Here is a 23,724-nt window from a genome sequence, read left to right as displayed (position 1 = left end):
TTGGACGGTTCGTAGGGGGTGGCGGCCGTGTCTACGCGCGGTGAAGCGCAGTGGGAACTAGTTGTTGGTCGTGTTGAGTTGACCTAGCAGCTCGTCGATCGACGCAATGACCTTGTCTCGCTCGGCCTCAATCGCGGTCATGTCGACCTTGCTCAGGGACCCAGAGAGGTCCTCTAGTTGGGCTTTAGCGTCCTCGAGGCGCTTGCGCGCGTCCGCGACAGTCTCCTGTGCCCCGTTCTTCTTGTCCTGGATCTCGGTGAGCGCGGTGCGAGCCTCCTCTGCAGCCTTGGTGGCCGACGTGGTGGCATCCTCTACCCGCTTCTTGGCGTCAGCGCTGAACGTCTGAGCGTCCTTGATGAGTTCGCCGCCCTGCGCGGCGAGCTGGTTAATTTGCTCGCGAGCCTCACTGAGCTTGTTGCTGATCTGGGAGCCCCTGTCTTGGACCTCAGCGCACCCCGTGAGCACGGACGCGCCTCCAGCGAGTGAGGCGCTCAGGAGAATGGCGGTGGCGGCCTTGCGGAGGCTGGTGTGCATGGGTGACGTCATGCATTCATTGTTCTCTAGCGGATGGGGCCAGGGCAACGGGTACACGCGCAGGCGATGTGAGGGTTTCTGGTACGCTCCGTGGCGGAACCTCCCGCGGTGCAGTCACCACGCAAATTAGGCGGGCAGGCCGTTGCGCAGGATCGTCAGGTCGGAAGAGATCGCCTCCAAAGCTGTGCGCAAGGGCGACTCGCCAGGAGGTAGCAACGTTGTTGAGTGGGAGAGCTCTGCGCGTGCTGCCTCGAGTGCGACAGATGCAAATGCGAGGTCCTCTCGGGCGGTCACTCGGTCAAACTCCGTTGCGTTGAGTGCGCGCCCAATCGCGGTAATGGTCTGCATGGCGGCGGACCTTGCAGAATCAATTGCTGAAGCGATTGCGATTCGGTTGGACTCGGAGACCTTGGTGCGTTGTGAGGTAGCAAGACGCTGCGACGTGGCGATGGTTGCGTCCATGCGCGCGCTCGTGGGCGAGTGGTGTGCCCGTTCTAGTGCGTAGGCGCTGGTGGGTGCTAGCGGGATGGTGATCGCTAGAACCCCGGCGGCTACTCGAGTCGACGTTGACTTCATATAACGATTATGTAACAACGTGCGCTGAAACATGTCATGAATGTCGTAAAGGCCCGGCAATTATCACGAAACAATCACAATGTGGATGCTTCCTGTCCGGTGAAAGGACGAACGGACGGCTCCGGAGCGGTATGCACCCAGTGTCTGAGGGTTCCGCTAACGTATGCCTCATGCGCATTCTCCATACGTCTGACTGGCACATCGGCCGCACGCTGCACGGCGTTGATCTGCTGCAACACCATGCAACCTACTTTGACCACCTCGTGGATCTTGTTGGTCAGGAGGACATTGACGCAGTCGTGGTGAGCGGCGATATCTACGACCGTGCGATCCCGCCGGTGGATGCCGTGGAACTACTCTATGAAACTCTTGCCAGACTTTCGGAGAAGACCCAGATAGTTGTCACCCCGGGAAACCACGACTCGGCAATCCGCCTCGGGTTCGGTGCTTCCCTCATGCGACCCTCCATCCACATTCGTTCGCTCATCCGGGACATTGCGCGCCCCGTCGAGCTTGTGACCACGAACGGTGAGGAACTGCTGGTCTATGCGCTCCCATACCTTGACCCGGACGCAGCGCGTCCGCAGCTGTCGGAGGACTCGCAGGGAATCGCTCGCAGTCACGAGGCCGTCATGAGCGCGGCAATGTCAGCTGTGCGCTCCGACCTGTCTGTGCGGGAGTCGCGTTCGAGTGCGCGACCCGCCTCCCTCGTTATGGCCCACGCCTTCGTTGTGGGCGGCCAGCCCAGTGAATCCGAACGGGACATTCGCATCGGTGGGGTTGACTCGGTTCCGTCCGGCGTGTTTGACGGTGTGGACTACGTGGCCCTTGGACACCTGCACGGACCGCAAGTGGTCAAGGGGGCCGGAAGCGCCGTTGCTCGGTACTCTGGCTCGCCACTTGCCTTCTCCTTCTCCGAGATGAACCACAAGAAGTCCTCCGCTCTCGTGGAGATCGGTCAGGATGGAGTGCGTGGTGAACCTCAACTTTTCGCAGCCCCCGTTCCTCGCAAGCTCAGTGAGGTCTCCGGAACAATGGATGAACTCCTCGGCGCAACTGGGGAGAAGTACGTGGATGACTGGCTGCGCGTATACGTGACCGACCAACGGCGCCCACAAGAAATGAACGCTCGGCTCAAGGCGCGATTCCCCCATGCTCTGGTCATGCAGCACAGGCCGGTAGGCGTGGGGGAGACCGCTCGCGCTGCCATTACCGTGACCCAGGCTTCGAACCCCGCCGAGGTGGCATCCCGGTTTATTGAGGACGTCACGCTCACTCCACCGACCCCACAGGAACGCAAGGTGCTTGAGGACGCAATCGACCTCGCACGAGCGCAAGAAAAGAGTGCTTGACATGCAGCTACACCACATGACTTTGAGCGCCATCGGGCCCTTTGCTGGCGAGCACTACATCGATTTCTCCGCGCTGTCAGCATCCGGCCTCTTCTTGCTTGAGGGCCCGACTGGATCGGGCAAGTCCACCATCATTGACGCGATCGTCTACGCGCTCTACGGCAAGGTCGCCTCGGATGTGGCAAGCGACGACCGCGTCCGTTCGGCGTACGCCAACGAAAGCACAGAGTCCTTTGTGGACCTCGTGTTTGAGACGAACTCAGGAATTTACCGGGTAGTGCGGACCCCGGAGTGGTATCGAGCAAAAAAGCGCGGGACGGGAGTAACCAAGGAGCAGGCAGGGGTGACCCTGTGGCGCCTAACTCCTGATGATCTGGACCGGATTACCCAGTGCTACGCCGAGGGCGGCAACCATGAGGCAGTGTCCGCGCTAGGGCTGGGGACGCACCGCTCAAGCCGCATGGATGAGGCCGGAGGGGAGATCGCGCGAGCAATAGGGCTCGACCGGGCCCAGTTCGTCCAGACCGTGGTACTCCCGCAGGGTGAGTTCGCAAACTTCTTACGTTCCGACCCAGGGGACCGCAGTGCCCTCCTGCAGAAGGTATTCGGCACAGAGATTTATGAGCGCGCGCAGGCGAGTCTCGCGGAGATGAGGCGGACGGCGGTCCGGACCATTGCAGAAGGCGAGGGAGACCGAAGGGACGCCATCCGTGCCTTTGTCCAGGGCGCTGACAACCCCGAACTCGATCCCGAGCTCCTGGCGGGTGCCACTGATGAGGACCTGACCTCTGCGCTAGAGCAGGAACTGGAGCGCCTCGAGGCCATTGAGACCGACGCAATCGCTCGTGAGGCTTCAGCAATGGCACATGAACAGGCCGCCCGAGAGTCCTTCGAGTCTGCCAGAGTCACAACCGAGCGGTTCGCCAAGCGAGCCGAACTTCGGACTCGAAAGTCCCAACTTGAGCAGTCCTCGCACGAGATGACACAGGCCGAGGCTGCTCTGTCCAGCGCACGTCGAGCAGCGGTCGTCATGCCTGTTGCTCTCGGGCTCGAACGGGCCGCCGCCGATCACGATAAGGCGTTGCGCGAGTCGATACAGGCGGTTGCGAGCGCGCAAGACTACGCCCAACTTCCCGAGCTCAACGGCGACTTTCCACCCTCACTCGAGGGAAACGACATTAACCGCCGGTCCACGGAGGCGCTGTTCGTTAAGGTACTCGCCGAGGGGCGCAGTGACCTTGTGGTGCAGAGAGACCACGCACAGATGCAGGTGGGGGCGCTCGCGGGTCTGCTGAATACCGAGTCCGGGCTTGCTCAGCGCGAGATAGAAATCGCACGGGAGCAAACCCGGGTTGAGAAGTTCACGCGAGAACTCGCGTCGAATGCAGAACTCCTGGCGGAGCGTCCCGCTGGACTACTAGCTCTCTCTGCCGAGCGCGATCAAGCGAGGAGCCTGAGCGAGCGGGTTCCGTATGAAGAGGGGAGAGTCCTCCAAGCCAAGGGGCTGATTGACGCATTCGGCGCACTCGAGGTTGCCAGACGAGGCGAAGTCGCCGCCAAGGCCGCGATAGAGGTCGAGGCCGCGAAGGCCCTCGCCGCGTCGTCCACCGAAGCTACCCTGCGTGCATCGTGGCTCTCTCAGATGGCTGGGCAACTGGCTCAGGAGCTCGAAGACGGCACGCCATGCGCTGTCTGCGGTTCCCTTGAACACCCCAACCCAGCGCAGCTGGACGAATCGGCAGTGTCCAAGGCCCAGGTCGACGCGGCACAGTCCGCACGGCAAGCCGCGGAGAAAGTCCTTGCGGGCGCTCAAGCAGCGCACGCGGCAGCACAGGAGCGCGTCACAAGCGCTGAGAAGGCTGTAGAGGGACACGACCTCGAGTCCGCGCAGGCAGAGCGATCCAATGCTGAGGCGGCGCTAGCCTTGGCGCGGAAGGCTACCGGTGAACTGAAGGAACTGGTCAAGGCGGTTCTCGACCATGAGCGGGAAACTGCGGACTTGCAGGAGCGGCAGTCCAGACTTGGCAAGGAGTGCTCCGCGCTTTCCTCAAAGGTTGCTCAGCTGGTGGAGCAGTTGGAGAGTGACAAGGAGGCGGTAGCACGTGTCCTGTCAGAGCAGCCTGTCGCAGACCAGCATCGGGACATTGCCTCCCTGCGCGACTGGTACGCGCAAGCAGCCGCAAGCCTGACCCGACTCATCGCGGCAATTGACGCACTAGGCAGCGCGCGAAGCGCCCTTGCGGACCGCACATCGGAAGTCGCAGAAGCTCTGCTCGAGCAAGGTTTCGAAGATGTCGAGGCTGCCCGGGCAAGCCACCTGCCGGCTGAACAGTTGCGGAACCTTGATCACTCCGTGTCGAGCTACCGCGCGGAAGTCGCGTCCGTAAATGACCGACTCATGGACGAGGCCCTTGCCCAACTCCCGGAAACCATCGACTTCGATCTTGACGCGCTACGGGAGGAACTCCAGCGTGCTGAGGCCCTGAACCGCGCCGCTGCGGTGAAATCCTCCTCAGCCAAGTCGACCCTTGTGAAATCACGAAGCCACGAGTCCACGGTGAACAGGGTTCTCTCCAAGCTCGGAGCTGCTCGCCGCGAGGTCGAACCGATCATCAGGATGGCCGACATTGCGGCAGGAACTTCACCTGACAACACAAAGCGCCAAACGCTTGCAGTATATGTGTTGGTCAAGCGGTTTGAGGACGTGGTCGCGGCCGCAAACTCCCGGCTCGTGGTGATGTCGGACGGGCGATATGAACTCGAGCGCTCCGAGGAGAAGGAAGACGTCCGCACCCGCAAGGTGGGACTCGCTCTCAAGGTCATTGATCACAACACTGAGTCGTCGCGGGATCCCCGGACACTTTCCGGCGGTGAAACGTTCTACGTATCCCTGTGCCTTGCGCTCGGCTTGGCTGACGTGGTCACTGCAGAAGCCGGCGGGGTCGAGTTGGGGACGCTGTTTGTGGACGAGGGCTTCGGCTCGCTCGACCCGGACACGCTCGAATCGGTCCTATCGGTTCTGGGGAGCCTCCGCGACGGCGGGCGAACCGTAGGAGTGGTTTCACACGTGGAAACCCTCAAGCAAGCGATAGGGGATGGCATCTCGGTGCGTCACCGCGAGTCAGGCGGCTCCACGCTGACCGTCCGCGCCTAGCCGAGTAGTTGCGTAGCGGAAGCCGCGTGGTTCAGTAGCCGGACGTCGCGCCTTAACGTCTGCCTCAGAGGCGCCACGGTCCCCTGCAGAGAGACACCCAGCCGCACACAAACACGAGGGCCCTACCAACATGGTTGTTGGTGGGGCCCTCGTGCGTTCGGGGTCTTAGCGGAGTTCGGAGAGCACGCCCCGCTCCAGGGCATACACGGTGTCGCACTGGTCGAGCTGCGCGGTGTCGTGCGTGACCATGAGGGTTGCTACGTTCAGTTCGCGGGTGACCTTGCCCAGCAGGCCCACGATTTGCGCGGACATATCCTCGTCGAGAGCGGACGTTGGTTCGTCAGCGAGGATGACCTTTGGAGAGTTCATGAGCGCGCGGGCGATGTTCACGCGCTGGCGCTGGCCGCCGGAGAGTTGGTGGGGGAGCCTGTCGCGCTTGTCGCCCAGCCCAACCAAGTCAAGGAGCTCATCGGCACGAGCAAACGCGGCAGGCTTGTCGGCCCGCGACCCGCCCTTGCCGAACACGCGGCCGAGAGCACCAAGCACGCCGGACCCGATTTCTCCGCGGATGTCTGCGCTCATTGCCAGCTGCTCGCGGGCGTTAAGTGAGGCAAACAGGTTTGGCTGCTGGAACACCAGTCCGACGTTGTCACGGCGAAGAGCCGTACGCTCCTTCTCGTTGAGCGACCAAGCATCCTGGCCCGCAACCAGAACCCGTCCCACAGTTGGTCGGGTGAGCAGCGCGGACACAGTGAGCATCGTGGACTTACCCGAACCCGAGACGCCCGTGAGCGCGGACAACTCTCCTACCCTGGGAGCAACGCTCACTCCGCGCAGCACCTCGAGCGTCGAGTCCCCATCGGGGTAGGTCACCCCAATCTTTTCTAGGACTAGTGGTCTGGTGGTAGTCAGATCGGTTGAGGCGCTCGAATCGAGCAGAGTTGAGTTAGTCATCAGTTGCCCCCGAGAGCAAGGAGTGGATCAATGGAGGTGGTTTGCTTGACGGCTGCCATGGAAGCGGCAAGGCCGATCACGATGATTCCGGCGATGGGCAGTACCGCGGAGAGTAATGTCAGGTGAATTGGGACGACCGCGGAGGCAGCAACAGCTATGCCGCCACCCAGAGCCCCACCCACGACCGCGCCGAGTACGGTAACCACAAGCGACTGCGAGAGCGCGTCGCGGACAACGTATCCGCTCGAGGCTCCGAGTGCCTTGAGAACCGCGATGTCACGGGTGCGCTGGACGGTCCAGACAGCCACAAACGCCGCGATCACGAGGCCGGAGATCCCGTAAAGGAAAGCCTGCATAAGTGCGAGCGAACCGTTTTCGGAAGTGTAGGACGGCAACCCGCGCACAGCGGCACCTGGGGAGACCGCGGTGGTGAGTGAATCGTCGGTAAGCGTTGAAGGCACCTCGCCAGAGGTGGACGCGAGCGAGCCATCGGCGAGCAGCATGACGGTACCAACCACATCGGAGGACGTGTGGGCGATCGAAGCCCAGTCATCGATGGACATCCAGGCCACAGGCATATGCGAGTACCACTGGGCGTCGACGAGGCCGGCTACGGCGAACTCCTTGCCGTTGATCGTGGCCTTGGCGTCCGCGGTCAGGGCGCTACCGTTGAGGAGCCCCAGCGAGGAGGCAGTGTCTTCGTCGAGGAAGACTGAACCCTTTGGCAGGGCGGAACCTGCACCAGAAAGTGCTTCAGGCTGTTGCGCCGCAAACACCGCAACGTTCGCGGTGCCTGAAGTGCCGGAACCGTCGGTGGCCACGCCCTGGGCGCGGGCCGAGGTCAGGCCGAGAGGCGTTGCCCCGTCCCCGTACACGTCCTGGTAGGCAGCAAGCTGCTGAGCAGTGATTTGGGAGGACGTGAAGTCAGGCTTGGCTTCACCGGATGCCAAGTCGCCGGTGGAGAACACCACGCGGTCGACGGGTAGGTCACGCACGGCCGAGATCGACTGGTTACCAAGTCCCGAGGTCAGCCCGGTGAGCATCACCAAAAGCATCGCGATGAGGGCAACTACGCCGGCCATGAGTGCGAATCTGCCCTTGGCAAAACGAATATCTTTAAGTCCAAGTTTCATGAGAGTTCCTTTCTGCCTTCTAGCCTCTCGCTTTCTGACCCCCTGCCACATCGCGCGAACTACCGGTCCGAACACGCCAGAATGGGTATTCGAAACTCAATCGAATGGTTGATCCGTAGGCCCGCTGCGGCGGATAGTCTGGCGAAAGGAGGAAATGTGCTTACCACCGAATCCACTAGCCCCACGGGTTCCACACACACCAGAACCCCCAGCGGCTCCACACACCCACTCAGAACGACCAGTCCCGCCGAGACGCAGGCTCAACGCGTCCACACCATGGCAAACACCCTGCGGATACTCCGGGTTGTGCTGCACGTGTCGTTCGCTCTCCTTCTCGGCCTCGCCATCGTGAGGTGGCTCGTTCTGGAGGGCGAGGGCGAGCTGACCGGTGGAATAGACAGCGGTCGAAACCTCCCCGTCACCGTGGTGGGGCTCCTGCTCGCGCTCGCGGTGGGTGGCCTGTACTTGGTGGGCACGGTCGCCGAAAAGCGCGGCTCCCAGCAGGGCATTGACCTCCCTAGAAGGATGGCCCTGTGGTGGTTGCTTGCGGTTCTGCTTGGCTGGGCGGCGCTGGTGTGGCTTTCGGGCGAGTTCGCGTGGATCGTTTTCCCGCTCTTCTTTGTGGTTCTCCATCTGCTGCGCCGGCCGTGGGGCTGGCTCGTGGTGCTGGTACTCGCGCTCTACGTGGGCGCTGCCCTGTGGCAGCACGCTGCCGAACGGTCGTTCTCGGTGTGGCTGGGTCCGATTCTCGGCGCATTTGCGTCCGCCGTCATCTACTGGATCTATTCGCTGCTGTTCAGGGTGTCTACGGAGCAGGCGCAGGCGATCGCCGAGCTTGAGGCCACCCGCTCCGCGCTTGCTGAGTCCCAGCACGAGGCCGGCCGCATTGCCGAGCGGGAGCGGCTCGCTCGCGACATCCACGACACGCTTGCCCAGGGATTTTCCTCGATCGTGCTCATGTCTAGGTCTACCGCCAATGCGCTTGAGCGCGGCGAGCACGAGCTGGCTCAGCAGCGCCTCAAAGTGATTGAAACTACCGCGTCCGAGAACCTGACCGAGGCCCGCGCGTTCGTGGGCAAGTTGAGCGACCGTTCCGCGCCCGTCGAGCTCGTTGACGCGCTGACCAGTATGGTTGCGGGCGTTTCGCAGACCGCGCAGGCAGCGGCGAGCCCAACCGACTTCACCTTCCACACCGATGAGGACCTGCTCGTGGCGGATCCGCGGATCGCCCGCGAACTCCTGAACTCCGTCCGCTCGCTCGCCTCGAACGTGCTCACGCACGCCCGGGCGGATCACTGCGTGATCACGCTCAGCGCGTTCCCCGGTGCGTACGTGGTAGATATTTTCGACGATGGGGTCGGGTTCACGCCCTCCTCACCTCCCATCAGGTCAGATGGGTCCGGCTTTGGCATGCGCTCCGTAAAGGAGCGGATGGAGGCACTCGGCGGCACGATGTCGGTCGAGTCTGCCCCAGGCGAGGGCACAGTCGTTACCCTGACCATTCCCGAAAGGACCGCCGAATGACAGCGCCACACCAGGATGCACCCGGACCCATTAAGGTCCTCCTCGTGGACGACCACCGGGTTGTGCGCGCCGGGCTCACCGCGATCCTGAACGAATCAGGCCGGGTGGAGGTAGTCGCGGAAGCCGCCGACGGCGGAGCCGCACTGGAGTTGCTACGGGACCAAGATCGTCGTGAATCACTTGATGTTGTGCTCATGGACTTGCAGATGGCGCCCGGCCTTGATGGCGTGAGCGCCATCAAGGCGATGCGTGAGGCGGGGGTTGACCTGCCAGTTTTGGTGCTGACCACGTACGAAACGGATGCAGACATTGTGGCCGCGATGTCCGCGGGGGCGCAGGGGTATCTGCTGAAGGACGCCACGGATGCCGAGCTGATTGGGGCGGTGGAGCGCGTGGCGCAGGGGCGCAGGGCGCTGTCTCCACAGGTCGCAGACCGGCTTGTGGATCGCCTGAGCGACCCCCTTCCACAGCTCTCGCCGCGTGAACTAGAGATCCTCGAGGCACTGGCCAAGGGCAAGACCAACCGCGAGATCGCGCAGGAGGCATTCGTTTCCGAGGCCACGGTGAAGACGCACCTCGTTCACATCTACACCAAGCTTGGCGTGGACTCGCGGACCTCGGCGGTGGCCGTAGCGCTGGAAAAGCGCCTCATCAGGTCACGGTAGACGCCCCGAGTAGGTGCTCAAGGCGTGAAACACTGAGTCTCAAGGTTCAGGCCAAAACGGGTCCTTCTGCCCAGTGATACGATTCGTCTCGCGGGTAAGGTCGACTGAGACTAGGTTTCTAATTACATAACGACCCCCGCGGTCGAAAGCGCGCTGAGCACATCAGGACGGCACATGAGCACAAAGACTCCGGCATCGAGCCGCAAGCGAGAACAGTGGACCGGACAGGCGGGCTTTATCTTCGCCGCCATCGGCTCCGCGGTGGGTCTCGGTAACATCTGGCGATTCCCAGGGGTCGCCTACGAAAACGGCGGCGGTGCGTTCATCCTGCCCTACCTGATCGCGCTGCTCACTGCGGGTCTGCCCATTCTGTTCGTGGACTACGCGCTGGGAAACCGATTCCGTGGCGCACCTCCCACAGTGTTCCGCCGTATCCGTGGCAAGCTCGAGATGCTCGGCTGGTTCCAAGCCGCCATCTGCTTTGTCATCATCCTGTACTACGCGGTGATCGTGGCATGGGCTGCGAGTTTCGCCGGGTTCTCGCTGAACCTCAAGTGGGGTGACGACGCGGCCGGGTTCTTCACGGGCGAGTTCTTGCAGGCTAACGAGGTCGGCCAGGTCGGTGGCTTTGTTCCGCACATCCTGATCATGCTCGCGGCCGTATGGCTCGTGACGCTCGTGATCCTGGCGCTTGGTGTGCAGAAGGGCCTCGAGCGCGCGAACATCATCTTCATTCCGCTCCTGGTGCTCCTGTTTGTGGCGCTCGTGGTCCGTGCCCTGTTCCTGCCGGGCGCTATCGACGGTCTCAACGCCTTCTTCACGCCCAACTGGTCGGCGCTGCTCGAACCCAAGGTGTGGCTGGCAGCGTACGCGCAGATCTTCTTCTCCCTGTCGATCGCGTTTGGCATCATGCTCACGTACTCCTCGTACATCAAGAAGCGCACCAACCTGACTGGCCCCGGCCTCGTGGTTGGGTTCGCCAATTCGTCATTCGAGATCCTCGCAGGAATCGGTGTGTTCTCTACCCTCGGGTTCCTCGCTCAGCAGCAGAACACCTCAATCAGCGAGCTTGAGGGCATCTCGGGCGTCTCACTCTCCTTCATCACGTTCCCGTCCATCGTCTCGGAGATGCCGGGCGGCCAGGTCTTTGGTTTCCTGTTCTTCGCATCCCTCGTCCTCGCCGGGCTGACGTCCTTGATCTCCCTGCTCCAGGTGGTTTCCTCGAGCTTCCAAGACAAGTTCGGCCTGACACCACGTCAGGGCGCGCTACGGGTGGGTGGAGTCTCAGCAGTTCTGTCCATCGTGCTGTTTGCCCGTGAGGATGCGCTGTGGGTCCTGGACTCCGTGGACAAGTGGGCCAACGAGGTTGGAATTGTCAGCTCCGCAGTCATCATGCTGTCCGCGATGGTTCTGCTCAAGATGTTCCCGATTCTCCGCGACCACATCAACGCCTACTCGAGCTTCAAGGTGGGTAAGGTCTGGCAGATCTTTGCCAGCGGCATCATTCCAGTCGTCCTGCTCATCATGTTCCTGGTTGAGGTCGTCAACGTCCTGCAGAACTCGTACTCGGGCTACCCGGTCTGGTTCAACACCCTGTACGGCTGGGGTGCTGTCCTATTCATGGTGGTCGCAGCCGCGATCATGACAGCCCTCCCGTGGAAGCACAACCCAGACGAGTTCGTCCCCGAGCCCGCCATCCCGGGTGAGCGTATCCACGCCCACGCCCCATTCGGAAAGGACGCAGCATGAGCCCCCTCGCGATCATGATGCTCGTACTGTCAATTGTGGTTCTGTGGGGAGGCCTCACGGTCTCGATCGTGCTCCTGAGCCGCTTTGACAAGCGCACGGGCGAGCACGACTTTGAAACCTATGAGGACCACACGCTGTAAGGGCTCGCTTCTTTAACGCTTGGAAGGCAATTTACCGATGATACTGTCGGGTCCCTGCGTGGGGAACCGGCTTCGGTTTCGCTCGAGTTTTTCCTCGGCTGCCTGGCCGAGGTCGACTCCGAGCACGTCCGCGAGCCGTACGAGGTAGATGAAGACGTCGGCAAGCTCATCGCCGACCCGATGATTGCGTTCCGGGCTTTCGAAGTCTGAAACAACGTCCGCCTCGCGAGTCCACTGCATGAGCTCAGCTACCTCTCCCACCTCACCCATCAGCGCGAGCAGGAGGGACTTGGGATCCTGGAACTTGGGCCAATCACGCTCCTCGGAGAACGCGCGGACGTCTGCAGTGAACTGGGAGATGCTGGTCATGGTGTCCAGCCTGCCACAAGTTGGGTCATGCGAACTTGTGGTTTCTGGATCCCGCGTTCCGTCTCGGCCGCGTAGTGTGCGTAGAGGCGCCTTCATCGTGGGCAGCCTAACGTGCGTTGACATGGAGCTTTGAATGGATTCCCAGCCCACCCCTCCCGCTGTGCCCACCCCTCCCGCACCCGCTGTGCCCACTGCGAAGCAGATCAAGAAGTGGCGCCAGTACCTTGCGGACGAGCAAGCGGAGGGCGCGGTCTACCGCGAGCTCGCCGCCGGGCGAACGGGCGAGGAACGAGAGATCTTGCTTGAACTTGCGGACGCCGAAGCACGCCATGAGCAGTACTGGCGTGAACTGTTAGGGGATCAGGTGGGTAAGCCGCTGCGCGGTTCCAAGCGCACGAGGCTGCTCGGCTGGCTTGCCAAGTTGTTCGGTGGAGTGTTCGTGTTGGCGCTCGCACAGCAGGCGGAGAACCGCACGGAGTACGGCAGCGAGCCGGATGCGCCAGCCCAGATGCTCGCGGATGAGCGCATTCACGGTGAGGTCGTGCGCGGGCTTGCCACCCGAGGGCGCAAACGGATGTCGGGGACGTTCCGGGCCGCAGTGTTTGGCGCGAACGATGGTCTCGTCTCCAACCTCGCGCTGATCTTGGGAATCGGTGCATCCGGTGCGAGTACTCATATGGTCCTGTTTTCCGGTGCCGCAGGGCTGCTCGCCGGGGCGCTGTCGATGGGTGCGGGCGAGTACGTGTCGGTGAGTTCGCAACGTGAGCTACTGAAAGCCGAGAACCCTGCGCCAGAGGCCTCGCGTGCTATAGGAGATCTTGACGTGAATCAGAACGAACTCGCGCTGGTCTACCGTGCACGCGGAATGTCTGCACGGGAAGCCAGCGCCCACGCGGATCAGATGATCGCGAACTTCTCGTCCAAGTCCAAGCTTGCCGATGACGTAGCGGAGGACCACCACGAGGCCATCGGAACGCCGTGGGGTGCGGCCACCTCGAGCTTTGCGTTCTTCGCCTCCGGCGCGCTCATTCCGCTGCTTCCATACGTGTGCGGAGTGGAGGGGTATGCGGCGGTTGCCATTGCGGTGGGTCTGGTGAGCGTCGCGCTGGTGCTGACCGGTGCGAGCGTGGGCGTACTTTCGGGTTCCTCGCCGGTGCGGCGCGCACTGCGCCAGCTCGCGATTGGGCTGGGCGCGGCTGCGGCCACGTACCTGCTGGGCCTGATCTTCGGCGCAACGGTCAGCTAACCCTTCATCGAACGGATGATTATTGATCCGTTCGGCATCCAACGGATCAATAATCATCCGTTGGTTGCCTCTGGGCGCGGGTGCGAGCCTCTGGCTGATGGCGCGGGGGCCATGAGCCCCCGCACCAGCCAGCTACGGCCTAGGGATGTTTCGCAGGTTCGAACGTGCCATCGAGACGACCTCGCCGAGTCCGCCGCCGAGCACCTCCTTGCTCATGGCCACCGTGAATCCTGCGACCTGACCGGCCGTGATGGTTGGTGGCATGGACAGGGCATGGGGATCCGTCATGATCTCCACGAGGGTCGGGCCCTTGCGGTCCAGCGCCCCACGGAGTGCCTGGCGCAGATCCTTGGCGCGCTCGACCTGCACGGCCGGAATGCCAATCGCGTTGGCGATCGCGGCGTAGGACACTGCCGTGGAGTCCGTGCCGAAGGAGGGCAAGCCGTCCACGAGCATCTCAAGCCGAACCATGCCCAGGGTCGAGTTGTTGAACACCACGATGTTGACCGGCAGGTTGTACTGCTTGATGGTGATGAGGTCACCGAGAAGCATCGACAATCCACCGTCACCGCACATCGCGATGGCTTGGCGGCGCGGTGAGGACGCCGCGACTCCGATTGCGTGTGGCATGGCGTTGGCCATGGTCCCGTGGAGGAACGAGCCGATCACCCTGCGCTTGCCGGTCGCCGTGATGTAGCGGGACGCCCACACGTTACACATTCCGGTGTCCACAGTGAACACGGCGTCGTCCGCGGCCTCTTGGTCGAGGATGTCGGCAGCATACTCGGGGTGGATAGGCGTCATGTCTTCCGCCTTCTTACCCTTGTACGCGCCAACCACACCGGTCATGGCCTTGATGTGCTTCTTGCGCATTGAATCGAGGAACCGACGCGAGCGGCCACCGTTCAGGAGCGGCAGGAGCGCGATCATCGTCTCTTTGACGTCTCCCACCACGGCGACGTCGAGTCGGGTCCTCCGACCAAGGTGAGTCGGGTCAATATCGATCTGCGCGGTCTTCACGTCTTCCGGGAGGAACTGGTCGTACGGGAAGTCCGTGCCCAACAGAATCACAAGGTCGGAGGCATGCATCGCCTCGTGGCAGGAACCGTATCCGAGCAGGCCCGACATTCCCACGTCAAAGGGGTTGTCGTATTGGATCCACTCTTTGCCGCGCAGCGAGTGCCCGACTGGAGCTGCAATCTTGTCAGCGACCGCGAGGACCTCGTCGTGGGCACCGCGTGTTCCGGCTCCGGCGAAGATCGTGACCTTCTTGGCACCGTTGATTGCGTCTGCAAGCTTTTGGAGTTCAACGTCTGCAGGGATCACGCGAGGTGAAGCTGGGTTGAAATCGACGTTCGGTAGCTCAGCAGCCACATCAAGATCGGCAACGTCTCCGGGAATGGTTAGGACGGCGACGCCCTTGCTGCCGTAGGCGTGGCGGATTGCAGAACTGATCACGCGAGGTGCTTGGGGTGCGCTTGAGATCATCTCGGAGTACACGGAGCACTCGGTGAACAGACGGTCTGGGTGAGTTTCTTGGAAAAACCCGGTTCCGATCTGCTTGCTTGGAATGTGGCTTGCGATTGCGAGGACGGGGACGCGGGAGCGGTTTGCATCGTACAGACCGTTGATGAGGTGGAGGTTTCCGGGTCCGCACGATCCAGCACAGACCGCGAGGTTTCCGGTGACCTCGGCGTCGGCAGCCGCGGCGAGCGCCGCAACCTCCTCATGGCGAACTTGAACCCACTCAATATCGGCACCGGCCTTGGCTGCGCGGCGAACGGAGTCCACGATCGGGTTGAGGGAGTCCCCAACGATTCCGTAGATCCGTTTTGCTCCGGCAGCGATGATCTGCTGGATCAAAAGGTCTGCAACTGTCTTGCTTCTGGCTGCGGGCTTTGCCATGGTTTTCCTTCCGTTGGTGCGCTCTGGCTGAGCGGGCCTTTTCTCTATCCTTATGCCGACCCGCTGTGCTCGCATGTGCACCGGGTCGTAGAAACACGAAAGCCACCCCGGCGGGGTGGCTTTCGTGTTTATGGAACTGTGGTGGATTCGGACTCTGGTTCTTCGGCGTCCTGACCCAAAGTTGTGGATTCTGCCTCTGCTTCTGGCTTGGTAGCTGTGTCTACTTTGGACTTGTCGTTGCCCTTGGCTTCTTCCCAGCTTTCAGCCTCGGCTTGTGACTGGGCGGCTACCTGTCCCTTGGCCGTATTGGAGAGTTCTTCGATGCCCAACGTTTCAGAGCCGGTCAGGTCTACCTCTTCGATTGTGGTGACGTGCTCGGTAGTCTTCTTGCGCAGCACTCCTGCGGCAGCTAGAACCACAACCACGGAGGCCACTGCGGAGACAACCACGATGAGGAAGCCCTCGTGGGCGCCGTGTGCGTCAATGCGGGAACCAGCAATCGAGGAGCCAAAGGAGACTCCCACGCCAAGCGCAGTTCCAACCCACGTGAGGCCCTCGGTCAACTGCCGTGGTGAGACCACGAGCTGGACCATGTTGTTTCCGTTGATCAGCGTGGGGGAGATGGCCAACCCGGCGATGAACATCGCTCCGGCGAGCATCCAGAGGTTGGTAGCAATGAAGAACAGGGAGCTGAGGACTGCGAGCGCAATGATGCCGATGGCAAAGCGCAGCCACAGTGGGGACGCCCACTGACGGGCGCCGTAGACGAGTCCGGAGATAAGGGATCCGAGAGCGAACACCGCGAGGATGGCTCCGGCCATTGACTTCTGGCCTTGTTCCTCTGCGAACGCGATGGTTGCAACGTCGCTTGCTCCAAAGACTGCGCCCATGAAGACGAACACTGCGATCAGGCAGAGCATCGCAGGGTTGAGCAGCACACTCTTGACCTTGTCGTGCTTGGCATACCGGACTACGGGTGGTTCGGTGGACTTCTGTGAGAGGAACCAGAACCCGCCCACGATCATCATGACCACGGGCACGATAAGCCCAGCATGGGGTGCCACGGAGGTGGCGAGCAATGTTGCGGCAATCGGTCCGATGACAAAGATCATCTCGTCGATTGCGGCTTCAAGCGAGAACGCTGTGTGCAATTCCTTGGGTGAGTCGATCGCGTTTGACCAGCGCGAACGTACCATTGCGCCAATCGATCCGATGGTTGCACCGGTCAGGATTGCAAAGAGGTAGAGGGTCCAGATGGGCTGTCCGGTTACCGTGCACGCGACCAGTGCGGAGAGCGAGGTTGCCGAGACGACCACAGCCGGACGCATGATTTTGGCTTGCCCATACCGGTCAACCATTTTGGCCAGTTGCGGGGAGCAGATCGCCTGCGCGATCACGTATGCGGCGCTGACCTTTCCTGCGAGTCCGTATGCCTCTTTGCCCATGCCCCATTCCTCGGCGTACATCGAAATCATCAGGATGATTCCGAGTCCAACCATGGACATTGGGGATCGGGCTACCGCGCCAGCAATCGAAAATCGAGCGGCACCGGGTTTTGAATAGACTGTTGCGTACGGGTTGCGAGAAGCTTTTTTCGCGGTGTGTGCACGTGAGTCTTCAAGCGGGGAAGATTCGTTAACCACCTGCCAATTCTCTCATTGTTTACGTTTCCTAACGTGGTGATCTGCCACACCGTAGTTCTGCGAAATAGCGTCATGACCCCGACTGCAGGAGTGGCCGCTTGCAGGTCTCTCGGCCTCAACTACAGTTGTGTATGTGCCGGATAACCTGCGGAAAAGGTGGTTGTGTTTATGTCAGAGATTGATGATGACTTTGGTTTCGATATCGTTCAGGACCAGGACGGCCACCGCTTCAATGCAGTGACCGATGACGGCAAGATCGTGGGCCACCTCGAGTACGAGGTCAGTGGACAGGGCTTGTTTAACAAGATCATGGCGATTCCATCTGTGGTCACCAAGCCTGAGTTTCGTGGTCACGGAATCGCATCCGAGCTGGCGACTGAGGCGTTTTCGTGGGCCCGCAAGATCGGCGCAACCGTTGACCCGATTTGCCCCTTCATCTCCGACTACATCGAGAACAACCCCGTCTACCAGGACCTGCTGGACGGTCCCAGCGACCCTGACGAGTTCGATCCGGTGAGCTGACGCTCACCTTCTAAACCACAGCGAACCCACCATTTTTGTTCTGTTTCACCGCCTGTAGGCGGCTGGTCGAACAGAAATAGTGGGTTCGCTGTTTCCAGCGTGCTTGGCACTAAATTTACGACGATTGTGGCTGGTAACCAGCCACAATCGTCGTAAATCTGTGTTAGCGCTTGGAAGCGCGGTACCCGGCTGCCTTTGCGGCAGCCGCGGTGGTGAAGCACTGCTCAGGTTTGGTGCGGCTGTAGTAGGCACCGCCCTTGACGTGGTAGATACCTGACTGGTTGCCCTTGACGGGATATCCGGCAGGGCAGTTGTAGCCGCCCGTGCCCCATACCCAGTTCGGCTTGGCTCCCTGGGTGACCTTAATGGTCTGGGTCAGCGTCTTGGTCTTGGTTGCGCCATAGACCACGGTTGCGGAACCGGCCTTGACGGTGCCGACCTTGTACTTCACTGTCGAGGTGATCTTGTAGGTGCCAGCCTTGAGGGCAACGGACGACTTGTTCTTGTACAGCGTCTTGGTGCCCTGCTTGACCGTGAGGGTCTTGGACGTCACCTTGATTTTGCCGGTGGTCTTCACTGCTGGCTTGTAGGTTGCCTTCTTGCCGTAGGCGACCTTCTTGTTGGCGAGTTTGGTGATGGTTACGGTGTTCTTGACTGCGGTGGCCGTGGCCATGCCTGCTGGGGCAGCGGTCGCGGGCGCTACGGCGGCGCCGACTCCAAAGGTCAGGGCAGCCGCGGTGATCACCGAAAGGAAGCGGGTTGCTACGCGCATAGCTGAGCACTCCATTGTGTGAGGGTACGGGCGGTGTGCGGCGGCGTATTTGCTGGGTAACTACGCCCCGCAGGACCCTCCGAGTCTAGATTTGCAGGTTGGGGAAAACTACCCATGTTCAGGAACTGGGTGGATGAAATTCTTGCGCTCGGCGAGCGCCGACTACCCGTGAACTAGCGCGCCGTTGCACGAGGTCGCACGCGGAAAATCGGTGGACGGGTACCGCGGCCCGAAATAGGGTCAACCTCATGAACCCGAACAACAACCCCGACGTCGAGATCGACTGGGAGAACGCCCGCGCGGCCAACCAGGAGAACTGGGACGAGCGCGCCGTTCTCCACGCGGGCGGCGGCTACAACCTCGAACCGCTCCGCACCGATCCAGCGCATGTATCGCCCGTGGTCGCCTACGACCTGCCCTACCTGCTGCCGCACCTTCCCGCAGTACACAGCACATCGGGCACCGCGGACCTGAGCGGCCTCGACCTCTGCCACCTGCAGTGCCACATCGGCACGGACACCGTGTCGTTCGCACGCCTCGGTGCGCGGGTCACCGGCCTCGACTTCTCACCGGAGGCACTCAAAGCGGCAAGAGCGCTCGCGGACGAGCTCGGACACGATGTTCGCTGGGTCGAAGGCGATGTGCTGGAAGCCGCCACAATCGTCGAAGATCAGTTTGACGTGGTGTACACGTCCATCGGCACAATTTGCTGGCTTAATGACTTGGCCGCGTGGGCGCGGCAGATTGCCGCGCTGCTGCGCAGCGGCGGCGTGTTCTATATCCGGGACGGTCACCCGTCCCTCTATATTTTCGACGAAATGGTCCACCCGCCAGCACCGCGTTACCGTTACTTCCCCAACGGTAAGGCGCAGAGCTGGGACGACGACACCACGTATGCGGGCGATGGCAAGCTCACCTCGACGCGGACGTACGAGTGGCCGCACCCGATCTCGGAGGTCGTGAATGCGCTGCTCGCTGCGGGCCTGCGGCTCGAGGCGATGCACGAGGGCGACACGTTGCCGTGGGAGTTCTCCACCGAGATGGTGCAGGTGGGTCCAGAGGGCTGGATGTGGCCCGAGCCGTTGCGCGACGTCATTCCGTGCACGTTTACGCTGGTGGCGCGGAAGGTCTGACGGCGGCTGGGCAGGCTGGTGCTGGGCCAGCCGAAATGCCGCACTGAAACCAACGAACCCACCATTTTTGTTCGATTTCTCGCTGTAGAACGATGACACCGAACAAAAATGGTGGGTTCGTGTGTTGGTTTGGGCGTGGGGCCGTCTAGCCATAGCCGTCTAGAGAGTGCGAGCGAAGTCCGGGTGATCAGCCGCCGAGGGCCTCGGAAACCACTGCCTTGGCCGATTCCTGGACCTGTGCCAGGTGTTCAGCCGACGTGAACGACTCGGCGTAGATCTTGTACACGTTTTCGGTGCCCGATGGGCGGGCCGCAAACCAGGCGTTGTCGGTGGTGACCTTGAGGCCGCCGATCGAGGCGTTGTTACCTGGGGCTGAGGTGAGCTTGGCGGTGATCAGGTCGCCGGCCAACTCGGTTGCCGTGACTTGCTCCGGGGAAAGCTTGGACAGGGTTGCTTTCTCCTCGAGCGAGGCTGGCGCATCCACGCGGGCGTACCACGACTCGCCGTATTGGCTCACCAAGTCGGCGTGGTGCTGCGATGGAGACTTTCCGGTCTTGGCTTGGATCTCGGACGCGAGCAGTGCGAGCAGCAGGCCGTCCTTGTCCGTGGTCCAGACCTTTCCGTTCTTGCGCAGGAACGAGGCCCCTGCCGACTCTTCGCCGCCAAAGCCCACGGTGCCGTCGATGAGGCCGGGGACGAACCACTTGAAGCCCACGGGGACCTCGATGAGCTTGCGGCCCAAACCGCCGGCCACACGGTCGATGAGTGCAGAGGAGACGAGGGTCTTGCCAATAGCGGTGCCCTCGCCCCAGCCCGGACGGGCACCGGAGTACAGGTAGTTGATGGCCACCGCTAGGAAGTGGTTCGGGTTCATCAGGCCAGCGTCCGGGGTGACAATACCGTGGCGGTCTGAGTCCGCGTCATTGCCCGTGGCGATGTCGAACTGCGAGGTGCCCTTAACCTTCTCCACGAGCGACGCCATGGCGTAGGGGGAGGAGCAGTCCATGCGGATCTTGGCGTCCCAATCGAGCGTCATGAACGCCCAGCGAGGGTCAACCTGCGGGTTCACTACGGTCAGGTCAAGACCGTAGTGCTCGCCGATTGCGCCCCAGTATTCAACGGACGCGCCACCGAGTGGGTCTGCTCCGATGCGTACACCGGCACCGCGGATGGCCTCGAGATCGAGTACGTTTGCTAGGTCGTCCACGTAGGCTGCCATGAAATCGTGGTGGCCCAGGTACTCGGACTCCACTGCGCGGGCGAACGGCACGCGCTCTACTGACTTCCAGCCCTGGCTCAGAATCTCGTTTGCGCGGTTCGCGATCCAACTGGTCGCGTCCGAGTCTGCTGGTCCACCGTGGGGTGGGTTGTACTTGAACCCGCCGTCACGCGGAGGGTTGTGGGAGGGGGTGACAACGATTCCGTCCGCTAGCCCGGGGCCGACCACGCGCACGCCTTCCGACGTCGCGGCTCCGTTGTGCAGGAGGATGGCGTGGGACACCGCTGGGGTTGGCGTATACGAGTCGCGTGCATCAATCATTGTGCGTACACCCGCGGCTACCAGCACCTCAATCGCGCTCTGCCATGCTGGCAGAGACAGCGCGTGGGTGTCTCGCCCGATATACAGCGGCCCGTCAATTCCAGCGCCTCGTCGATATTCGACGATTGCCGCAGTTGTCGCCACAATGTGGGCTTCGTTGAACGCGTGGTCGAGTGAAGACCCGCGGTGGCCAGAGGTCCCGAACGTCACCTTCTGAGTAGCTAGGGAAACGTCGGGTTCGAGGTCGTAGTAGGCGCTAATGAGGGCGTCAACATCGATGAGGTCTTCGGGGAGGGCAACAGTGCCAGCACGTGGATCCATGCCTCGATCTTCCCACTTATTTCCTGCCAAGGTGGTGGCCGTCACGCCGAGATTTCGAAATGCGAGCAGAATTTGCGCATTATTCTTCCCGCAGGTTCAAAGCCAACCGGTAGGCTTTCGGGTATGGCTAAGAATACGTCCGTAGAGTTTGTGTTGCGCCCATTTGAGGGACTCCCCGCAGAGGCAGACCTTGTCGCCATGCGCGAGATCGTCCCCGCCGCAACCATTAAGGCTCGCACCAACGCCGAGTACGGCTCCCGCGAGTTCATCTTCACCACCTCCCTGCCAAACCAGCTCGCTGGTTTGCACCGCACCGATGGGGTCGTGCTCCTTGCACTCCAGACCCTCGCTGGATCGGGCGACCTGTCCCGCGACCTAGCAGCAAACCTGCTCGAGACGATCGAGCTCGAGCCGGGTACCCCGCTCCTGCGTTCCGACCTCCCAGAGGCCGGCCCACGCCTCCAAGACATCCTCGACCTCTCCCAGCCTTTCGAGGTTGAGGTCCGAGATGGCTTCGACTACTGGATGTCCCCAGATGAGGAACTGACCCCGGAGATCAAGGAAGAGCTCGAGGACCTTGCCGACTCCCTGATCGACACCGTGAAGCTCGACACCGTTGACTCCGCCTACTGGTGCCGCATGGGCGCCAAGGAGTTCCTGCGCTGGTCGATGCCATACGACGAGGACGCTGTAATCAACGGAATTGCTCGCCTGCACGCAAAGCGCGAGTCCTCGATCGATGGTTCGAAGTTCCTCGGCGCTTTCCGTTCCTGCGGAATCGTGATCCCTGTGTGGGAGCTCGTCCGCGGAACCGAGGCAGAGGACATCAGCGCACCAGCCGCTGAGTTCTGGAAGTCGCTTAAGGCGGCAATCGAGAACACCGAGCCACTCGACTCCAACGAGCGCCGCGCACGTGCGGGAATCATCTCCCGTCAGATCACGCTTCGCTGACATATTTGTAACTGGCCGGGTGGGTCGCAATGCGACCCACCCGGCCGAATAGTAATCTCCTGATAAAGCAATGGTTTTTATCAGGCAACGATTTAGGGGCTTTTGTGAACGACAACTCGCGGGTAGCGCAGGGTACTGGTAGCCAGCCAGTCGTGCGCATCCGTCGCGCCAAGTCAGAATCGTCGCAGGTGGACGAGCGTATCCTCGAACGCCAGCGCGTCGCCGTGGTGATCCCAGCCAAGGATGAGTCCGCCCGCATTGCGGCGACCGTCCGTTCTGCGCGGGCGATCCCACACGTGGACCTAGTCCTCGTAGTCGACGACGGATCCGAAGACGACACCCAGGATGTGGCACGAGAAGCCGGTGCAGTCGTCGTACGGCACTCCCACAACCGGGGGAAGGCTGCCGCCATGGAAACTGGCGCCGCGGTTGTTGCGATGCGTGATGCTCAGGGCAAGCTCCCGCGTCTGCTCCTGTTTATCGACGGTGACCTCGCAGAGACCGCAGTCAACACTGCTCCGCTGATCGACCCTGTGTTGAAGGGCGAGGCCGACATGTCGATCGCGCTCCTTCCGCCTCAGCCCGGTGCCGGTGGTCGGGGTTTCGTAGTCGGTGCAGCGCGCACAGCAATCACTAAGCTGACAGGCTGGACCCCCACCCAGCCGCTGTCCGGCATGCGCTGCCTGACCCGTGAGGCATTCGAGGCAGCAACGCCTCTGGCTCGTGGCTGGGGCGTCGAGACCGGGCTAACGATCGACCTCGTGTCCCAGGGGTACGTTGCCGTTGAGGTCCCGTGCGACCTCAAGCACCGCCCATCCGGACGCGACTGGAAGGGCACGCTTCACCGCGCCAACCAGTACCGTGACGTGCAACTCGCTGTCGCAGCGCGGCGCGTGCGCAAGATCGGCGCCAAGAAGTAGGTTGCGCTGACCGGCCGGGGAGGGCTCGGGGAGTCGACAGCCAAGACACCCCGAGTACGACCCGGCCGTGCATAGCGTGAGACACTCATCCCGCAGTGCGAGATGAAGGTTAGTCTTGGAAAGGTGAAACCACATCAACTTGACCTGATGACCACCGTATCCACCCCCACCGTTGACCCAGAAGGGTCCGTCGCAGTCGTCGCAACGTCGCGCGCAAATTACGACACGGACTCCTACACCGGCCAGCTCTGGCAGATCGCCCTCGACGGTTCGAGCGCACCGCGCCGCATCACGCGCGGCAAGAGCGACTCCGAACCGCAGTTCTCTCCCGATGGGGAAACCATCGCGTTCCTGCGCCCGGACGCCAAGGGCCGCCCACAGCTCGCGCTCATGGACGCACGCGGCGGCGAACCGCTCGTCATCACCAACCGCACGTTTGGGGTCTCCTCCTTTGTGTGGTCCGCAGACTCCGGCTCGATCGCGTTCACGTCCACCGTGGCAGAGCCCGGGCGCTACGGGACTGTTGACGGCGTGGGCGCCGGAGCCGAAGACCCTCGCCGTGTCACTGAGAACAAGGTGCGAGGCAACGGCGCGGGGTGGACCCAGGACCGGCGCAGCGCC

General features: G+C 62.0%; 20 protein-coding genes and 1 pseudogene. 12 read left to right on the top strand and 9 right to left on the bottom strand.

The features are described 5' to 3' along the window. Positions 1-57 precede the first annotated feature (57 nt). Positions 58-546: a hypothetical protein gene (locus tag HGSM_RS02030; RefSeq protein ID WP_154646210.1), complete on the bottom strand. Its 489-nt coding sequence runs from the start codon at positions 544-546 to the stop codon at positions 58-60. 114 nt (positions 547-660) lie between these two features. After that, positions 661-1,110, bottom strand: a complete 450-nt coding sequence (locus HGSM_RS02025) for a hypothetical protein (RefSeq protein ID WP_154646209.1) — start codon at positions 1,108-1,110, stop codon at positions 661-663. A 170-nt stretch (positions 1,111-1,280) separates the two neighbouring features. Here HGSM_RS02025 and HGSM_RS02020 point away from each other — a divergent pair, with 170 nt between their 5' ends. Then, a complete protein-coding gene (locus HGSM_RS02020; RefSeq protein ID WP_040594492.1) occupies positions 1,281-2,462 on the top strand; it encodes an exonuclease SbcCD subunit D in 1,182 nt (393 codons plus the stop codon). A 1-nt stretch (position 2,463) separates the two neighbouring features. Next, positions 2,464-5,616, top strand: a complete 3,153-nt coding sequence (locus HGSM_RS02015; protein WP_040594237.1) for an AAA family ATPase — start codon at positions 2,464-2,466, stop codon at positions 5,614-5,616. A 165-nt stretch (positions 5,617-5,781) separates the two neighbouring features. Here HGSM_RS02015 and HGSM_RS02010 read toward each other — a convergent pair whose 3' ends face one another. Together HGSM_RS02010 and HGSM_RS02005 are read right to left on the bottom strand one after the other, a co-directional pair. Continuing rightward, positions 5,782-6,570 carry an ABC transporter ATP-binding protein gene (locus HGSM_RS02010; protein WP_019147064.1) on the bottom strand — a complete coding sequence of 263 codons (789 nt, stop codon included), beginning with the start codon at positions 6,568-6,570 and terminating at the stop codon, positions 5,782-5,784. Then, positions 6,570-7,703 (bottom strand): ABC transporter permease, encoded by a 1,134-nt coding sequence (locus tag HGSM_RS02005; protein WP_019147063.1) that lies wholly within the window; start codon positions 7,701-7,703, stop codon positions 6,570-6,572. Before HGSM_RS02005 ends, HGSM_RS02010 begins: the two co-directional genes overlap by 1 nt. Positions 7,704-7,979: 276 nt before the next feature. Here HGSM_RS02005 and HGSM_RS02000 point away from each other — a divergent pair, with 276 nt between their 5' ends. The 4 genes from HGSM_RS02000 to HGSM_RS13990 all read left to right on the top strand — a co-directional run bounded on the left by HGSM_RS02000 (position 7,980) and on the right by HGSM_RS13990 (position 11,781). Beyond that, positions 7,980-9,227 carry a sensor histidine kinase gene (locus tag HGSM_RS02000; RefSeq protein WP_040594490.1) on the top strand — a complete coding sequence of 416 codons (1,248 nt, stop codon included), beginning with the start codon at positions 7,980-7,982 and terminating at the stop codon, positions 9,225-9,227. Then, positions 9,224-9,892, top strand: a complete 669-nt coding sequence (locus HGSM_RS01995) for a response regulator (RefSeq protein ID WP_019147061.1) — start codon at positions 9,224-9,226, stop codon at positions 9,890-9,892. The genes HGSM_RS02000 and HGSM_RS01995 overlap by 4 nt, the downstream gene beginning before the upstream one ends. A gap of 174 nt (positions 9,893-10,066) precedes the next feature. Beyond that, positions 10,067-11,641: a sodium-dependent transporter gene (locus HGSM_RS01990; protein ID WP_019147060.1), complete on the top strand. Its 1,575-nt coding sequence runs from the start codon at positions 10,067-10,069 to the stop codon at positions 11,639-11,641. Beyond that, entirely contained in the window at positions 11,638-11,781 is a 144-nt protein-coding gene (locus tag HGSM_RS13990; protein ID WP_019147059.1) for a methionine/alanine import family NSS transporter small subunit, read from the top strand. The genes HGSM_RS01990 and HGSM_RS13990 overlap by 4 nt, the downstream gene beginning before the upstream one ends. 12 nt (positions 11,782-11,793) lie before the next feature. On the opposite strand, the gene HGSM_RS01985 is transcribed toward HGSM_RS13990, so the two are convergent. Beyond that, positions 11,794-12,150 (bottom strand): nucleotide pyrophosphohydrolase, encoded by a 357-nt coding sequence (locus tag HGSM_RS01985; protein WP_019147058.1) that lies wholly within the window; start codon positions 12,148-12,150, stop codon positions 11,794-11,796. Between the two features lie 133 nt (positions 12,151-12,283). Here HGSM_RS01985 and HGSM_RS01980 point away from each other — a divergent pair, with 133 nt between their 5' ends. After that, complete coding sequence (locus HGSM_RS01980) at positions 12,284-13,396, top strand: VIT1/CCC1 transporter family protein (protein ID WP_019147057.1); 1,113 nt, start codon at positions 12,284-12,286, stop codon at positions 13,394-13,396. Positions 13,397-13,528: 132 nt separating this feature from the next. Here HGSM_RS01980 and HGSM_RS01975 read toward each other — a convergent pair whose 3' ends face one another. Further along, positions 13,529-15,301, bottom strand: coding sequence for a pyruvate dehydrogenase (locus HGSM_RS01975; protein ID WP_019147056.1), 1,773 nt, complete (start codon positions 15,299-15,301; stop codon positions 13,529-13,531). Between the two features lie 128 nt (positions 15,302-15,429). Continuing rightward, positions 15,430-16,806: an MFS transporter gene (locus tag HGSM_RS01970; RefSeq protein WP_154646208.1), complete on the bottom strand. Its 1,377-nt coding sequence runs from the start codon at positions 16,804-16,806 to the stop codon at positions 15,430-15,432. A gap of 306 nt (positions 16,807-17,112) precedes the next feature. Here HGSM_RS01970 and HGSM_RS01965 point away from each other — a divergent pair, with 306 nt between their 5' ends. Beyond that, complete coding sequence (locus tag HGSM_RS01965) at positions 17,113-17,466, top strand: GNAT family N-acetyltransferase (RefSeq protein ID WP_019147054.1); 354 nt, start codon at positions 17,113-17,115, stop codon at positions 17,464-17,466. A gap of 163 nt (positions 17,467-17,629) precedes the next feature. Here the strand turns inward: HGSM_RS01965 and HGSM_RS01960 are convergent, their stop codons facing one another. Further along, on the bottom strand, positions 17,630-18,238 hold the full coding sequence (locus HGSM_RS01960; protein ID WP_019147053.1) for a sunset domain-containing protein: 609 nt from the start codon (positions 18,236-18,238) through the stop codon (positions 17,630-17,632). A 248-nt stretch (positions 18,239-18,486) separates the two neighbouring features. Here HGSM_RS01960 and HGSM_RS01955 point away from each other — a divergent pair, with 248 nt between their 5' ends. Further along, positions 18,487-19,371: a class I SAM-dependent methyltransferase gene (locus tag HGSM_RS01955; protein ID WP_019147052.1), complete on the top strand. Its 885-nt coding sequence runs from the start codon at positions 18,487-18,489 to the stop codon at positions 19,369-19,371. 187 nt (positions 19,372-19,558) lie between these two features. Here HGSM_RS01955 and pgm read toward each other — a convergent pair whose 3' ends face one another. Then, complete coding sequence (pgm, locus tag HGSM_RS01950; RefSeq protein WP_019147051.1) at positions 19,559-21,232, bottom strand: phosphoglucomutase (alpha-D-glucose-1,6-bisphosphate-dependent); 1,674 nt, start codon at positions 21,230-21,232, stop codon at positions 19,559-19,561. Positions 21,233-21,355: 123 nt separating this feature from the next. Between pgm and HGSM_RS01945 the strand changes: the two genes are divergently transcribed. The 3 genes and pseudogenes from HGSM_RS01945 to HGSM_RS01935 all read left to right on the top strand — a co-directional run. Continuing rightward, positions 21,356-22,183, top strand: coding sequence for a DUF5926 family protein (locus tag HGSM_RS01945; protein ID WP_019147050.1), 828 nt, complete (start codon positions 21,356-21,358; stop codon positions 22,181-22,183). A 158-nt stretch (positions 22,184-22,341) separates the two neighbouring features. Next, complete coding sequence (locus HGSM_RS01940; RefSeq protein ID WP_230197485.1) at positions 22,342-23,103, top strand: glycosyltransferase family 2 protein; 762 nt, start codon at positions 22,342-22,344, stop codon at positions 23,101-23,103. Between the two features lie 147 nt (positions 23,104-23,250). Next, positions 23,251-23,724 (top strand): annotated as a pseudogene (locus HGSM_RS01935) (PD40 domain-containing protein); the annotation flags it as partial.

Origin of the sequence: Timonella senegalensis JC301 (assembly GCF_000312125.1) — a bacterium.
Classification (GTDB): Bacteria; Actinomycetota; Actinomycetes; order Actinomycetales; family Cellulomonadaceae; genus Timonella; species Timonella senegalensis.
Note: the sequence above shows the minus strand (reverse complement) of the source record. Positions and strands in the feature narration are given on the sequence as shown.

Coding starts and splice junctions, on each gene's coding strand:
- HGSM_RS02030 (WP_154646210.1), bottom strand. CDS start 546: ATGACGTCACCCATGCACACCAGCCTCCGCAAGGCCGCCACCGCCATT.
- HGSM_RS02025 (WP_154646209.1), bottom strand. CDS start 1,110: ATGAAGTCAACGTCGACTCGAGTAGCCGCCGGGGTTCTAGCGATCACC.
- HGSM_RS02020 (WP_040594492.1), top strand. CDS start 1,281: ATGCGCATTCTCCATACGTCTGACTGGCACATCGGCCGCACGCTGCAC.
- HGSM_RS02015 (WP_040594237.1), top strand. CDS start 2,464: ATGCAGCTACACCACATGACTTTGAGCGCCATCGGGCCCTTTGCTGGC.
- HGSM_RS02010 (WP_019147064.1), bottom strand. CDS start 6,570: ATGACTAACTCAACTCTGCTCGATTCGAGCGCCTCAACCGATCTGACT.
- HGSM_RS02005 (WP_019147063.1), bottom strand. CDS start 7,703: ATGAAACTTGGACTTAAAGATATTCGTTTTGCCAAGGGCAGATTCGCA.
- HGSM_RS02000 (WP_040594490.1), top strand. CDS start 7,980: ATGGCAAACACCCTGCGGATACTCCGGGTTGTGCTGCACGTGTCGTTC.
- HGSM_RS01995 (WP_019147061.1), top strand. CDS start 9,224: ATGACAGCGCCACACCAGGATGCACCCGGACCCATTAAGGTCCTCCTC.
- HGSM_RS01990 (WP_019147060.1), top strand. CDS start 10,067: ATGAGCACAAAGACTCCGGCATCGAGCCGCAAGCGAGAACAGTGGACC.
- HGSM_RS13990 (WP_019147059.1), top strand. CDS start 11,638: ATGAGCCCCCTCGCGATCATGATGCTCGTACTGTCAATTGTGGTTCTG.
- HGSM_RS01985 (WP_019147058.1), bottom strand. CDS start 12,150: ATGACCAGCATCTCCCAGTTCACTGCAGACGTCCGCGCGTTCTCCGAG.
- HGSM_RS01980 (WP_019147057.1), top strand. CDS start 12,284: ATGGATTCCCAGCCCACCCCTCCCGCTGTGCCCACCCCTCCCGCACCC.
- HGSM_RS01975 (WP_019147056.1), bottom strand. CDS start 15,301: ATGGCAAAGCCCGCAGCCAGAAGCAAGACAGTTGCAGACCTTTTGATC.
- HGSM_RS01970 (WP_154646208.1), bottom strand. CDS start 16,806: ATGTCCATGGTTGGACTCGGAATCATCCTGATGATTTCGATGTACGCC.
- HGSM_RS01965 (WP_019147054.1), top strand. CDS start 17,113: ATGTCAGAGATTGATGATGACTTTGGTTTCGATATCGTTCAGGACCAG.
- HGSM_RS01960 (WP_019147053.1), bottom strand. CDS start 18,238: ATGCGCGTAGCAACCCGCTTCCTTTCGGTGATCACCGCGGCTGCCCTG.
- HGSM_RS01955 (WP_019147052.1), top strand. CDS start 18,487: ATGAACCCGAACAACAACCCCGACGTCGAGATCGACTGGGAGAACGCC.
- pgm (WP_019147051.1), bottom strand. CDS start 21,232: ATGGATCCACGTGCTGGCACTGTTGCCCTCCCCGAAGACCTCATCGAT.
- HGSM_RS01945 (WP_019147050.1), top strand. CDS start 21,356: ATGGCTAAGAATACGTCCGTAGAGTTTGTGTTGCGCCCATTTGAGGGA.